This is a genomic window from Streptomyces sp. NPDC096046, from assembly GCF_040303285.1.
Lineage (GTDB): Bacteria > Actinomycetota > Actinomycetes > Streptomycetales > Streptomycetaceae > Streptomyces.
In genome coordinates, this window is the sequence record NZ_JBEOSZ010000028.1 from 59867 (window position 1) to 73301 (window position 13435).

General features: G+C 72.4%; 11 protein-coding genes and 3 pseudogenes. 12 read left to right on the forward strand and 2 right to left on the reverse strand.

What is annotated here, in order from left to right:
- The first annotated feature begins 155 nt into the window (after positions 1 to 155).
- The 10 genes and pseudogenes from ABTX62_RS23735 (at position 156) to ABTX62_RS23780 (ending at position 9934) form a co-directional block, all read left to right on the forward strand.
- Positions 156 to 950: a TIGR03084 family metal-binding protein gene (locus ABTX62_RS23735; protein WP_352118076.1), complete on the forward strand. Its 795-nt coding sequence runs from the start codon at positions 156 to 158 to the stop codon at positions 948 to 950.
- A gap of 175 nt (positions 951 to 1125) precedes the next feature.
- On the forward strand, positions 1126 to 2796 hold the full coding sequence (locus tag ABTX62_RS23740; protein ID WP_352118077.1) for an acyclic terpene utilization AtuA family protein: 1671 nt from the start codon (positions 1126 to 1128) through the stop codon (positions 2794 to 2796).
- Positions 2793 to 4391, forward strand: coding sequence for an acyl-CoA carboxylase subunit beta (locus ABTX62_RS23745; protein WP_352118078.1), 1599 nt, complete (start codon positions 2793 to 2795; stop codon positions 4389 to 4391). The genes ABTX62_RS23740 and ABTX62_RS23745 overlap by 4 nt, the downstream gene beginning before the upstream one ends.
- 8 nt (positions 4392 to 4399) lie before the next feature.
- Positions 4400 to 6229, forward strand: a pseudogene (locus ABTX62_RS23750) (acetyl/propionyl/methylcrotonyl-CoA carboxylase subunit alpha); the annotation flags it as partial.
- Positions 6230 to 6415: 186 nt separating this feature from the next.
- Positions 6416 to 7447, forward strand: a pseudogene (locus tag ABTX62_RS23755) (acyl-CoA dehydrogenase family protein); the annotation flags it as partial.
- 191 nt (positions 7448 to 7638) lie between these two features.
- Positions 7639 to 7905, forward strand: a pseudogene (locus ABTX62_RS23760) (AMP-binding enzyme); the annotation flags it as partial.
- Entirely contained in the window at positions 7902 to 8636 is a 735-nt protein-coding gene (locus ABTX62_RS23765; protein WP_352118079.1) for an enoyl-CoA hydratase family protein, read from the forward strand. The pseudogene ABTX62_RS23760 and the gene ABTX62_RS23765, both read left to right, overlap by 4 nt.
- Positions 8624 to 9235, forward strand: a complete 612-nt coding sequence (locus ABTX62_RS23770) for a TetR/AcrR family transcriptional regulator (RefSeq protein WP_352118080.1) — start codon at positions 8624 to 8626, stop codon at positions 9233 to 9235. Before ABTX62_RS23765 ends, ABTX62_RS23770 begins: the two co-directional genes overlap by 13 nt.
- 52 nt (positions 9236 to 9287) lie before the next feature.
- Positions 9288 to 9536, forward strand: coding sequence for a hypothetical protein (locus ABTX62_RS23775; RefSeq protein WP_352118081.1), 249 nt, complete (start codon positions 9288 to 9290; stop codon positions 9534 to 9536).
- Positions 9533 to 9934, forward strand: a complete 402-nt coding sequence (locus ABTX62_RS23780) for a DNA-binding protein (protein ID WP_352118082.1) — start codon at positions 9533 to 9535, stop codon at positions 9932 to 9934. The genes ABTX62_RS23775 and ABTX62_RS23780 overlap by 4 nt, the downstream gene beginning before the upstream one ends.
- A gap of 81 nt (positions 9935 to 10015) precedes the next feature.
- Here the strand turns inward: ABTX62_RS23780 and pdxH are convergent, their stop codons facing one another.
- Positions 10016 to 10684: a pyridoxamine 5'-phosphate oxidase gene (gene pdxH, locus ABTX62_RS23785; protein WP_352118083.1), complete on the reverse strand. Its 669-nt coding sequence runs from the start codon at positions 10682 to 10684 to the stop codon at positions 10016 to 10018.
- A 284-nt stretch (positions 10685 to 10968) separates the two neighbouring features.
- On the opposite strand from pdxH, the gene ABTX62_RS23790 reads away from it, so the two are divergent.
- Positions 10969 to 12069, forward strand: a complete 1101-nt coding sequence (locus tag ABTX62_RS23790) for a citrate synthase 2 (RefSeq protein WP_352118084.1) — start codon at positions 10969 to 10971, stop codon at positions 12067 to 12069.
- A 20-nt stretch (positions 12070 to 12089) separates the two neighbouring features.
- Here the strand turns inward: ABTX62_RS23790 and ABTX62_RS23795 are convergent, their stop codons facing one another.
- Positions 12090 to 12596, reverse strand: coding sequence for an HIT family protein (locus tag ABTX62_RS23795; protein WP_352118104.1), 507 nt, complete (start codon positions 12594 to 12596; stop codon positions 12090 to 12092).
- A gap of 304 nt (positions 12597 to 12900) precedes the next feature.
- Here ABTX62_RS23795 and ABTX62_RS23800 point away from each other — a divergent pair, with 304 nt between their 5' ends.
- Positions 12901 to 13314 carry a RidA family protein gene (locus tag ABTX62_RS23800; RefSeq protein ID WP_352118085.1) on the forward strand — a complete coding sequence of 138 codons (414 nt, stop codon included), beginning with the start codon at positions 12901 to 12903 and terminating at the stop codon, positions 13312 to 13314.
- Positions 13315 to 13435 lie beyond the last annotated feature (121 nt).

Consider the following 13435-nt stretch of genomic DNA (forward strand, 5'->3'; position numbering starts at 1 on the left):
CCGAGTGCATGCGCGCGGCCCCGAGTGCGCAGAGCACGCTTGCGGCCGCCGCGAGCATTTCATGCAAGCACGCTTGATTGTTTCCGGGGCCGCTGCCATGCTCCTCAGCACGCCGCACCACCCCGCACACCGCCGTGCCCCGAGGGGAGCGCCCCGTGTCCGATCAGACGTCCGTGATCGACGATCTGCGCGAGGAGAGCGAGGAACTCGACCGCCTCGTCGCCGGGTTGCCCCCGCGGCACTGGTCGCTCGCCACCCCCGCGCCCGGCTGGACCGTGGCCCACCAGATCGCCCACCTCGCCTGGACGGACCGCTCGGCCCTGCTCGCCGTCACGGATGCCGACGGCTTCCACGCGCTGGTCGAGAAGGCCCTCGCCGCGCCGGGCTCGTTCGTCGACGAGGGGGCCGAGGAGGGCGCCGCGCTCCCGCCCGCCGAACTGCTCGCGCGGTGGCATGAGGGCCGCGCGGCACTGGAGACGGCGCTCCGGGCGTCCCGGCCCAAGGCGCGCTTCCCCTGGTACGGCCCGCCCATGTCGGCCGCCTCTATGGCGACGGCCCGCCTGATGGAGACCTGGGCCCATGGGCAGGACGTGGCCGACGCCCTGGGTGCGGTGCGCCCGCCCACGGACCGGTTGCGGCATGTCGCCTGGCTCGGGGTGCGGACCCGGGACTTCGCCTACGGCGTGCACGGACTGACCCCGCCCCCAGGCCCTTTCCGCGTCGAACTCCGCGCCCCCTCCGGCGACCTGTGGACCTACGGCCCCGAGGACGCCCCGCAGCGCGTCATCGGAGCCGCCCTCGACTTCTGTCTCCTGGTCACCCAGCGCGCCCACCGCACCGACCTCGCCCTGCGGGCCGACGGCCCCGACGCCGATCGCTGGCTGGACATCGCGCAGGCCTTCGCCGGACCGCCGGGAAACGGACGCCCACCGAAGGAGCCGGGCGCGTGATGCCCGTGCGCGGCGTCGAGGGGGCCTGGCGTGTGATGCCCGTGTCCGGCGTCGAGGGGGCCGGGCGTGTGATGCCCGTGTCCGGCGTCGGGGGGGCCTGGCGTGTGATGCCCGTGCGCGGCGTCGAGGGGGCCGGGCGTGTGATGCCCGTGCGCGGCGGCGAGGGGGCGGCCTCGTGACGACGCTGCGCATCGGCAACGCCTCCGGCTTCTACGGCGACCGCTTCGACGCGATGCGCGAGATGCTCACCGGCGGGGAACTGGACGTCCTCACCGGCGACTACCTCGCCGAGCTGACCATGCTCATCCTCGGCCGGGACCGCCTCAAGGACCCCGCCGCCGGATACGCCCGCACGTTCCTGCGGCAGTTGGAGGACTGCCTCGGTCTCGCGCACGCACGGGGCGTCCGGATCGTCACCAACGCCGGCGGACTCAACCCGGCCGGACTCGCCGACGCCGTACGGGCGTTGGCGGCCCGGCTCGGCATCCCCGTGCGCGTCGCCCATGTCGAGGGCGACGACCTCACCGCCGCACACCCGGGGAGCCTCGCCGCCCACGCCTACCTCGGCGGCTTCGGCATCGCGGCCTGTCTGCGCGAGGGCGCCGACATCGTGGTCACCGGGCGCGTGACGGACGCGGCCCTGGTCACCGGGCCCGCCGCCGCCCACTTCGGCTGGACACCGGCGGAGTACGACCGGCTCGCGGGGGCCGTCGTCGCCGGGCACGTCCTGGAGTGCGGGACGCAGGCGACCGGCGGCAACTACGCCTTCTTCCGGGACGGCGACGTCCGCCGCCCCGGGTTTCCGCTCGCCGAACTGCACGAGGACGGCGGCTGCGTCATCACCAAGCACCCCGGCACCGGCGGCTTCGTCGACGTCGGCACGGTCACCGCGCAACTGCTGTACGAGACGGCCGGTGCCCGGTACGCGGGGCCGGACGTCACCACCCGGCTGGACACCGTACGGCTGAGCCGGGACGGAACGGACCGGGTGCGGATCGAGGGCGTGCGCGGGGAGGCACCGCCGCCCACCCTCAAGGTCGGGCTCAGCAAGCTCGGCGGCTTCCGCAACGAGGTCGTCTTCGTGCTCACCGGCCTCGACGTGGAGGCCAAGGCCGCCCTGGTGCGGGACCAGATGGAACCGGCCCTCGGCAAGGCCGCCGACGTGCGCTGGGAGCTGGCCCGCACCGACCGCTCCGACGCCCCGAGCCAGGAGACGGCGAGCGCGCTGCTGCGGCTCGTCGTGCGGGACCCCGACCAGGGCACCGTGGGGCGGGCGCTGAGCGGGGCGGCCGTGGAGCTGGCGCTGGCCAGTTACCCGGGCTTCCATGTGCCGGCCCCACCCGGAAAGGGCTCGCCCTACGGGGTCTTCGAGGCGGTGTACGTCCCCCGGGAGGCCGTCGGTCATGTGGCGGTCCTCCACGACGGGCGCCGGATCCCCGTGCCACCGGCGCACGACACGGCCGTCCTCGACGACGTGCCCGAGCCGCCCCCGCCGGAGCCGCCGACGCCCGGGCCCACCCGGCGCGCCCCCCTCGGTCTGGTCGCGGGCGCCCGCAGCGGGGACAAGGGCGGCGACGCCAACGTCGGCGTGTGGGTGCGCACGGACGACGCCTGGCGGTGGCTCGCGCACGAGCTGACCGTCGACCGGTTCCGGGAGCTGATCCCCGAGAGCCGCGAACTGACCGTCGTGCGGCACGCCCTGCCGAACCTGCGCGCCCTCAACTTCGTCGTCGAGGGCATCCTCGGCGCCGGCGTCGCCGCCCAGCATCGCTTCGACCCGCAGGCCAAGGCCCTCGGGGAATGGCTGCGCTCCCGCCACCTGGAGATACCGGAGGCCCTGCTGTGACCGTCCTGACCTCCGCGCTCGACCCCGCCGGCCCCGAACACCGGGCCAACCGCGAGGCGATGCTGGACAAGCTCGCCGCACTCGGCACCGAACACGCCAAGGCTCTCGCGGGCGGGGGCGAGAAGTACGTCGCCCGGCACCGGGGGCGCGGCAAGCTCCTCGCCCGCGAGCGCGTCGAGCTGCTCCTCGACCCCGACACGCCGTTCCTGGAACTGTCGCCGCTGGCCGCCTGGGGCAGCGACCACACCGTCGGCGCGTCCCTCGTCACCGGCATCGGTGTCGTCGAGGGCGTGGAGTGCCTGATCACCGCCAACGACCCGACCGTGCGCGGCGGAGCGAGCAACCCCTGGTCGCTGAAGAAGGCCCTGCGCGCCAACGACATCGCGCTGGCCAACCGGCTGCCCTGCATCAGCCTGGTGGAGTCCGGCGGCGCCGATCTGCCGTCCCAGAAGGAGATCTTCATCCCCGGCGGCGCCATCTTCCGGGACCTCACCCGGCTGTCCGCCGCCGGGATCCCGACCGTCGCGGTCGTCTTCGGCAACTCCACCGCGGGCGGCGCCTACATCCCCGGCATGTCCGACCACGTGATCATGGTCAAGGAGCGGGCGAAGGTATTCCTCGGCGGTCCGCCGCTGGTGAAGATGGCGACCGGGGAGGAGAGCGACGACGAGTCGCTGGGCGGCGCCGGGATGCACGCGCGGGTGTCGGGCCTCGCAGACTACTTCGCCGTCGACGAGCCGGACGCGCTGCGGCAGGCCCGGTGCGTGGTCGCCCGCCTCAACCACCGCAAGGCGTACCAGGATCCAGGGCCCGCCGAGCCGCCGAAGTACGACGCGGAGGAGCTGCTGGGCATCGTCCCGGGCGACCTGAAGAGCCCCTTCGACCCGCGAGAGGTCATCGCCCGGATCGTCGACGCCTCCGACTTCGACGAGTTCAAGCCGCTGTACGGGACGAGCCTGACCACCGGCTGGGCCGCCCTGCACGGCTATCCGGTCGGCATCCTCGCGAACGCCCGGGGGGTGCTGTTCAGCGAGGAGTCGCAGAAGGCCGCCCAGTTCATCCAGCTCGCCAACCAGCGCGACATCCCGCTGCTGTTCCTGCACAACACCACCGGCTACATGGTCGGCAAGGAGTACGAGCAGGGCGGCATCATCAAACACGGCGCGATGATGATCAACGCGGTGAGCAACAGCCGCGTCCCCCACCTCTCGGTCCTCCTGGGCGCCTCCTACGGCGCCGGGCACTACGGCATGTGCGGCAGGGCCTACGACCCCCGCTTCCTGTTCGCCTGGCCCAGCGCCAAGTCCGCCGTCATGGGCCCGCAGCAGCTCGCCGGCGTGCTGTCGATCGTCGCCCGCCAGTCCGCAGCCGCCAAGGGCCAGCCCTACGACGATGAGGCGGACGCCGCGCTGCGCGCCATGGTGGAGCAGCAGATCGAGTCCGAGTCGCTGCCGATGTTCCTGTCCGGGCGGCTCTACGACGACGGTGTCATCGACCCGCGCGACACCCGCACCGTGCTCGGCCTGTGCCTGTCCGCGATCCACACCGCCCCCTTCGAGGGCGCGCGCGGTGGCTTCGGCGTCTTCCGGATGTGAGGGACCAGATGATTTCCACCCTGCTGGTGGCCAACCGGGGCGAGATCGCCTGCCGTGTCTTCCGCACCTGCCGTGACCTGGGCATCCGGGCCGTCGCCGTGCACTCGGACGCCGACGCGAACGCCCTCCACACACGCGTGGCCGACGCGAGCGTACGACTGCCGGGGGAGGCGCCCGCCGACACCTATCTGCGCGGCGACCTGATCGTGAAGGCCGCCGTCGCGGCCGGCGCGGACGCCGTGCACCCCGGATACGGCTTCCTCTCCGAGAACGCCGACTTCGCCCGGGCCGTGTCGGCCGCGGGCCTGCGCTGGATCGGCCCGCCCCCGCAGGCCATCGAGGCGATGGCGTCCAAGACCCGCGCCAAGCGGCTCATGGGCATCGAGCCCCTCACCGAGGTCACCGAGGCCGACCTGCCGGTGCTGGTGAAGGCGGCGGCGGGCGGCGGCGGCCGCGGCATGCGCGTCGTACGGCGCATGGCGGACCTGGACGCCGAACTGGCCGCCGCACGGGCCGAGGCCGCCAGTGCCTTCGGTGACGGCGAGGTCTTCACCGAGCCGTACGTGGAGGACGGCCGCCATGTCGAGGTGCAGATCCTCGCCGACACCCACGGCACCGTCCGGGCCCTCGGTACCCGCGACTGCTCCCTCCAGCGCCGCCACCAGAAGGTGATCGAGGAGGCCCCGGCGCCCGGCCTCTCCGGCGCGCTGGAGGACGAGCTGTGCGCCCTCGCCGTACGGGCCGCCCGGGCCGTCGACTACGTGGGCGCCGGAACGGTCGAGTTCCTCGTCGCCGGCGGCAGGGCCCACTTCCTGGAGATGAACACCCGACTCCAGGTCGAACACCCCGTCACGGAGGCCCTGTTCGGCGTCGACCTGGTGGCGGAGCAGATCCGGATCGCCGAGGGCCACCCCCTCGGCACCGACCCTCCCCGCGCGCGGGGCCACGCCGTGGAAGCCCGCCTGTACGCCGAGGACCCCTCCCGCGACTGGTCCCCGCAGACCGGCACCCTGCACCGCCTCTTCGTCCCCGGACCGGTCCGCCTGGACACGGGCTACACGGACGGCGACGAGATCGGCGTCCACTACGACCCCCTGCTCGCCAAGGTCGTGGCGCACGCCCCCACCCGCACGGAAGCCGTCCGCGGGCTCGCCGCCGCCCTGGAACGCGCGGTGATCCACGGCCCCGTCAGCAACCGCGACCTCCTGGTCCGCTCCCTGCGCCACCCCGAGTTCACCGCGGGCCGCATGGACACCGGCTTCTACGACCGCCACCTGCCCGGTCTGACCGAGCCGTCGCCCGACCCGCTCGCTCCCCTGGCCGCCGCCCTCGCCGACGCCCACGGCCGCTCCCGCTTCGGCGGCTGGCGCAACCTACCGTCCCAGCCGCAGATCAAGCGGTACCTGATGGCGGGGCAGGAGCACGAGGTCCGCTACCGGCACACGCGGCAGGGCCTGGAGGCGGACGGCGTACGGGTCGTGCGCGCCGACGCGCGTCTCGTGATCCTCGAAAGGGACGGCGTGCGGCGCACGTTCGAGGTGGCCCGCTACGGCGACCAGGTCCACGTCAACGCCACCCGCCTCACCGCGCTGCCCCGCTTCCCCGACCCCACCACCCAGCACGCCCCGGGCTCCCTCCTGGCCCCCATGCCCGGCACGGTCGTCCGAATCGCCGATGGCCTCGCCCCCGGAACACCGGTGAAGGCGGGTGAGCCACTGCTCTGGCTGGAGGCGATGAAGATGCAGCACAAGATCACGGCCCCGGTGACGGGAACGCTGACGGAATTGTCCGTTGTGTCAGGGCAGCAGGTGGAGCCGGGTGTGCTCCTGGCCGTGGTGACGGAGGCCCTTCAGGGGGGGCGGGGCGGTATCCGCACGCGGCTCCGCCGCGTGAGCGCGACAGGTCACAACGAGCCCGCACGCGAAAGGACCCCCATGGACACCCAAGACCACAAGGCCCTGCGAGAAGCCGTCGCCGCACTCGGCAAACGCCACGGCCCGGGCGGCGCCACCGCCCCACTCTGGTCGCAAGCAGCCAAGCTGGGCTACATAGGCGTCAATCTGCCTGAGGCGTACGGTGGCGGAGGCGGCGGCATCTCCGAGCTCTCCCTCGTCCTCGAAGAGCTCGGCGCCGCAGGCTGCCCGCTCCTCATGATGGTCGTGTCACCCGCCATCTGCGGCACGGTCATCGCCCGCTTCGGTACGGAGGAACAGAAACAGCAGTGGCTGCCGGGCTTCGCCGACGGCACCCGCCTCATGGCCTTCGGCATCACCGAACCGGACGCCGGCTCCAACAGCCACCGCATCACCACCACGGCACGCAAAGACGGAGCCGACTGGGTCCTCACCGGCCGCAAGGTCTTCATCTCCGGCGTGGACATCGCGGACGCGACCCTCATCGTCGGCCGCACCGAGGACGCCCGCACCGGCCGCCTCAAGCCCTGCCTGTTCATCGTCCCGCGCGACACCCCCGGCTTCGCCCGCCGCGCCATCGACATGGAACTCGACGCCGCGGAGAAGCAGTTCGAGCTGGTCCTGGACGACGTACGGCTGCCCGCCGACGCCCTGGTAGGCGACGAGGACGCGGGACTCCTCCAGCTCTTCGCCGGTCTCAACCCCGAGCGCGTCATGACGGCCGCCTTCGCGATCGGCATGGGCCGTCACGCCCTCGCGAAGGCCGTCGAGTACGCCCGCGACCGTACCGTCTGGAACACCCCCATCGGCGCGCACCAGGCCATCGCCCACCCCCTCGCCCAGGCGCACATCGACCTCGAACTCGCCCGCCTGATGATGCAGAAGGCCGCCGCCCTCTACGACGCGGGCGACGACATGGGTGCCGGAGAGGCCGCCAACATGGCCAAGTACGCGGCCGGGGAAGCCTGCGTGAAGGCGGTCGACCAGGCCGTGCACACCCTCGGCGGCAACGGCCTCACCCGTGAGTACGGCCTGGCCCGGCTGATAACGGCCGCGCGCGTGGCTCGTATCGCGCCGGTGAGCCGGGAGATGATCCTCAACTACGTCTCCCACCAGACCCTGGGCTTGCCCAAGTCGTACTGAGACGGCCCGCGCGCCAGGAGGAACCCGTCATGTTCCGCAGCGAGTACGCAGACGTCCCGCCCGTCGAACCGCCCCTCCACGACGCGGTCCCGGCCCGGGCCGCCGAGTTCGGTGACACCCCGGCGCTGATCGACGGCACCGACGGCACCACCCTCTCGTACGAGCAGGCGGACCGGCTCCACCGGCGCGCCGCCGCCCTGGAGGCGCTGCTCCTCACCCACCCGGGCATCGCCGACGCCGCCGTCATCGGCACGTACGGCGACGACGGCAACGAGCTCCCGCACGCGTTCGTGGTACGCCGGCCCTCCGCCGCCGAACTCACCGTGGCGGAGATCATGACGTGCGTCGCCGAACGCGTGGCCCCCCACAAGCGGATACGCCACGTCACCTTCACCGTCGGCGTCCCCCGCGCGGCCTCCGGCAAGATCCTCCGCCGACAGCTCAGGGAGAGCACATGACGCTGATCACCCGCACCCGCGCGCGTGCCGTGGAGACCCTGGTCCTCGACTCGCCCCACCACCGCAACGCTCTGTCGGCGGCCCTGGTCGGCGAGCTGGCCGACGCACTCACCGACGCCGGGAAGGACCCCGGGGCACGCGCGATCGTCCTCACCCACACCGGCAACACGTTCAGCGCGGGCGCCGACCTCAAGGACCCCCCAGTGCCCGAGGCGCTGGTCGCGCTGCTGCGGCAGATCGTCGCACTGCCCAAGCCGGTCGTCGCCCGGGTCACCGGCCACGTGCGCGCGGGCGGCCTCGGCCTGCTGGCCGCCTGCGACATCGCGGCCGCCTCCACGAACGCCACGTTCGCCTTCACGGAGGTCCGCATCGGCGTCGCCCCCGCGGTCATCTCCCTGCCGCTCCTGCCCCGCGCGAACCCGCGCGCCCTGTCCCGCTACTACCTCACCGGCGAGCGCTTCGACGCGGCGGAAGCAGCCGCAACGGGCCTGCTCACCACCCATGCCGACGACATCGACACGGCCCTGAACCCCATCCTCGAGGGCCTGCGCAAGTCCGCCCCCGAGGCCCTGGCCGAGACGAAACGGCTGCTCACGGCTAGGGTGCTGGAAGCCTTCGACCGGGACGCTGCCGACCTGACCGCGCTCTCGGCCCGGCTGTTCTCCTCCCCGCAGGCCCGCGAGGGGATGACGGCCTTCCTCGAACGACGGGATCCGGCATGGGTGGTGTGAGCACGGTCGATCGTGCGGAGAGAGTCCCCAAGCAGGACCGCAGCCGGGCCACCCGGCAGCGGCTCCTGGAAGCCGCCGTGTCCTGCCTCGCCGAGCACGGCTGGGGCGGCTCCACCGTCTCCGTCGTCGCCGAACGCGCCGGAGTCTCCCGCGGCGCCGCCCAGCACCACTTCCCGACCCGCGAGGACCTCTTCACGGCGGCCGTCGAGTACGTCGCCGAGGAACGCTCCACGGCCCTGCGCGCGTTGTTCCCCGAGGGCGCGGCCGGAGACCGCCACGCCGTCGTCGCCGCCCTGGTCGACCTCTACACGGGGCCGTTGTTCCGCGCGGCCCTCCACCTGTGGGTCGCCGCCTCCAACGAGGACCAGTTGCGGCCCCGCGTCACCGAGCTCGAATCCCGGGTCGGCCGCGAGACCCACCGCATAGCCGTCGACCTCCTCGCCGCCGACGAGTCCCTCCCCGGCGTCCGCGAAACGGTCCAGGGCCTCCTCGACATGGCCCGCGGCCTGGGCCTAGCCAACCTCCTCACGGACGACGCGGCCCGCCGGGAACGGGTGGTGGCCCAGTGGGCGGGGCTGCTGGAGGAGACGCTGGGCTGAGGGACGGTGTCAGCGTGGACGCGGGATGCGCATACCGCAGTATGCTCGCAGTATGGCGGACACGACACGCATCACGGTGACACTGCCGACCGACCAGGTCGCCGAACTCAGGAAGCTCACCGACAACGTCTCCGGCTATGTCGCCGAGGCGGTGGCACGCCAGCTGCGGCATCAGTTGCTCGGCGCCGACCTGCTGCGTCACCAGGAGGAGCACGGGGCGTTCACCGAGGAGGAGCTGGCGGAGGCCCGCTCCAGGCTCTTCGGCACGGCGGACGCCGGTGGCTCGGCGAGCGCGGCGTGATGGAGCACGTCGAGACGGTCGTCCTGGACTCTCAGGGGCTCTCCTCCTGGATCGCCCAGGACCGCGAGATCCTGGCGATGTTCCAGGTTCTCCACGCCATGGGCGCCGATTTCGTCATCGGCGCCAACACCATCGTGGAGGTCAGCCACGCGCGGGTGAACATGCCTCGACTGCAGTGGGCGCTCTCCCGTGTCAAGGTCGAGCCGGTGACGGAGGGCGCCGCGAAAGCGTCCGCCGAACTGCTGAAGGCCGCCGGGCTGCACGGCCACAGGTACGCGATCGACGCGACCGTCGCCGAGGTGGCACTGCGGCAGCCGGGCCCGGTGGCCGTACTGACGTCCGATGTCGACGACATGGCGCGGTTGTGCGGCGATCGAGTCCGGCTCATCGGCATCTGAGCGGAAGCTCCCCCGTGTACCTCCTGCCCGCGGAGGAAGGCCCGCGAAGCAAGGCCTGCGTCCGGGGTGAAGCTCTGACTCTCACGGACTGAGGCGCTCCACCCGCCAGCTCCCGTCCACCTGCTCCACGTACCGCAGCCGGTCGTGCAGCCGGTTCTCGCGGCCCTGCCAGAACTCCACCGTCTGCGGGGCCACCCGGAAGCCGCCCCAGTGCGGGGGCACGGGCACCTGCTCGCCCTCCGGGTAGCGGGCCGCCAGCTCGGCGTAGGCGCCGTCGATGTCGGCGCGGGTGGGGACCACCGAGGACTGGGCGCTGGCCCACGCCCCCAGCTGGGAACCGTGCGGCCGGGTGCGGAAGTACGCCGCCGTCTCGTCCCGGCCGGTGCGCCGGGCGACGCCGGTCACGATGACCTGCCGGGCCATCGGGTGCCAGGGGAACAGCAGCGCGACGTACGGGTTCTCCGCCAGGTCACGGGCCTTGCGGGAGTCGTAGTTCGTGTAGAAGACGAAGCCCTGCTCGTCGAAGTGCTTGAGCAGCACCGTGCGGGTGCTGGGACGCCCCTCGGCGTCGGCCGTCGAGACGATCATGGCGTTCGGCTCGAACAGCCCCCCGTCCGTCGCCGCCTGTTTGAACCAGCGCGCGAACTGCTCGACGGGCGTGGCGGCCAGCTCGGTCTCGGAGAGCCCCTCCGCCCGGTACTGCTTGCGCATCGAGGCCAGATCGAAGGGGACGTCGTCGCGGTCGGTCACCCGGTCATCTTGCCGTATGGACGGTGTCCTTCGTCACTGCATGGCACTGAGTGCCGTGTACCCTCCCCAACGGTGGCACTCGGGGATATCGTTTGGATGCCGTTCCGGTTGGGTGATCGTCGGCCGCACGGGGCATCACAGGAGAGACCGGCCGGGACCGCGAGTCGCGCAGACGACCGCGGATCCAGCGGACGGCCGCCCGCGTCGCCAGCTGACTGACACATGGTCCGTACGTTCCACCCCACAGCACACCATCTGTCGCTTACATCACGAGGAGCCGCCTGATGTCCGACTTCGTACCCGGGCTCGAGGGAGTCATCGCGTTCGAGACGGAGATCGCCGAACCGGATAAGGAGGGCGGCGCACTCCGGTACCGGGGCGTCGACATCGAGGACCTCGTCGGCCACGTCTCGTTCGGCAACGTCTGGGGCCTGCTCGTCGACGGCGCCTTCAATCCCGGTCTGCCGCCCGCCGAACCGTTCCCCATCCCGGTGCACTCCGGCGACATCCGCGTGGACGTCCAGTCCGCCCTGGCCATGCTGGCGCCCGTCTGGGGCCTCAAACCGCTCCTCGACATCGACGCCGAGGAGGCCCGCGAGGACCTGGCCCGAGCGGCCGTCATGGCGCTGTCCTACGTCGCCCAGTCGGCGCGCGGCCAGGGCCTGCCGATGGTTCCGCAGCGCGAGATCGACAAGGCCCAGTCCGTCGTCGAACGCTTCATGATCCGCTGGCGGGGCGAGCCGGACCCCAAGCACGTGGCGGCGGTGGACGCGTACTGGACGAGCGCAGCGGAGCACGGCATGAACGCGTCCACGTTCACGGCGCGGGTCATCGCCTCGACCGGCGCGGACGTCGCTGCCGCGCTCTCCGGTGCGGTGGGCGCGATGTCCGGCCCCCTGCACGGCGGGGCCCCCTCGCGCGTCCTGCACATGATCGAGGAGATCGAGCGCACGGGCGACGCCGAGGCCTACGTCAAGCGGACCCTCGACAAGGGTGAGCGCCTCATGGGCTTCGGCCACCGCGTCTACCGCGCTGAGGACCCGAGGGCCAGGGTGCTGCGCCGCACGGCCCGCGAGCTGGGCGCCCCCCGCTTCGAGGTCGCCGAGGCCCTGGAGAAGGCGGCCCTGGCGGAACTCCACGCCCGCCGCCCCGACCGGGTCCTCGCCACGAACGTTGAATTCTGGGCGGCCATCGTCCTGGACTTCGCGGAGGTCCCGGCGCACATGTTCACGTCCATGTTCACCTGCGCCCGCACGGCCGGCTGGTCCGCCCACATACTGGAGCAGAAGCGCACGGGCCGCCTGGTCCGCCCCTCGGCCCGCTACGTGGGCCCGGGCACCCGCGACCCCCGCGAGATCGAGGGCTACGAGGGCATCGCCCACTGACCGCTTCCCCCTCCACGGCCTCACCCGGCCCCGGGTGGGGCCGTCGGCCTGTCTCGCCCCGCGAGCCGATCCAGCTCCTCACCGATGGCTTCCCGCAGCCGGTCATGACGGGCCCCGAGCGCGTACCGCTCCTCGTCCCACATCCGCCGCGGATACAGCCACACGGGCCGCCGCACCAGCTCCTCGGGCTCCCAGTCGTAGCGCGGCCACACGTGCGCGTGCAGAAACCCGTCGGTGTTCCCGAGGATCTCCAGATTCACCCGCCGGAACCCCGTCTCCACCCGCCGGCAGGCCCGCTCGACGGCTTCCCCCAGCCGGTCCATGCCGTCCAGAAACGCCAGCCGCCCGCTCCGCGGCAGTTCGGACAGCCGCCGCACCGCCGGATCATCGGTCAGCAACACCGAGTAACCGGGCAGGAACTGCACATCGCCGATGACCGCGAACCCGGCGTCCAGCCTCCGCAGCACGGCCGGGTTCTCACCCCGCAGGGCACTTCCGATCCGGTCGTCGCGCCACGCGTCCCTCACCATCGCCCCCGAAAAGCCGCAGGAAAACGCAGGCGACCCGCGAGTCTGGTTCCTCCGGAGGAGGAGCCGGCCGGACGTACCGGCGACTCGCGGGTCGGGTGACTGCTTGGAGATTGGGCCGGCTGCGCGCTTCACTCACGCGCTGGTCCGGCACCGCACTGTGTGTGGTGACGGGCCGCTAGCCCGCAGCCACCTCACGCGTCCGGTTCTCATACATCTGCCGAACCACCTCCCTTCTCGTGTACCTGGAACCCTAAGAAACCGTTCGGCCTCGGATCAACCCGTTTTTTGAGACCTTGACTCCATGACGCAGCGGCAGGCGATTCTCAGCGGTTCGGTGTTCGAGGAACGGATCGGGTACGCCCGGGCCGTCGTGGACGGGGACTGGGTGCACGTGTCGGGGACGACCGGGTTCGACTACGCGGACATGACGATCTCCGAGGACGTGGTGGAGCAGGCGGAGCAGTGTCTGCGCAACATCGGGGCGGCGCTGGAGAAGGCCGGGTGCTCGTTCGCGGACGTCGTGCGGGTGCGGTACCTGCTGCCGCGGCGCGAGGACTTCGAGCCGTGCTGGCCGGTGCTGCGCGCGTGCTTCGGCGAGGTGCGGCCGGCCGCGACGATGTTGGTGTGCGGGCTCGCGGACCCCCGGATGAGGATCGAGATCGAGGTGTACGCGCGGCGGGGGAGCGGCGACGGGGCCCCGCCGTTGATCGACTGAGGGCGTGGGCCGCCCGGCGGTGCGGCCGCCCGGGCGGCTCCCGTGGCGTTGACGTGGGGATTGCCGCCGTACAACGATTCCTTCAATGTTCTGGGAACTCAGTGTGCGCTGGGTCACGTTC

Coding starts and splice junctions, on each gene's coding strand:
- ABTX62_RS23775 (WP_352118081.1), top strand. CDS start 9,288: ATGGCGGACACGACACGCATCACGGTGACACTGCCGACCGACCAGGTC.
- ABTX62_RS23770 (WP_352118080.1), top strand. CDS start 8,624: ATGGGTGGTGTGAGCACGGTCGATCGTGCGGAGAGAGTCCCCAAGCAG.
- ABTX62_RS23800 (WP_352118085.1), top strand. CDS start 12,901: ATGACGCAGCGGCAGGCGATTCTCAGCGGTTCGGTGTTCGAGGAACGG.
- ABTX62_RS23765 (WP_352118079.1), top strand. CDS start 7,902: ATGACGCTGATCACCCGCACCCGCGCGCGTGCCGTGGAGACCCTGGTC.
- ABTX62_RS23790 (WP_352118084.1), top strand. CDS start 10,969: ATGTCCGACTTCGTACCCGGGCTCGAGGGAGTCATCGCGTTCGAGACG.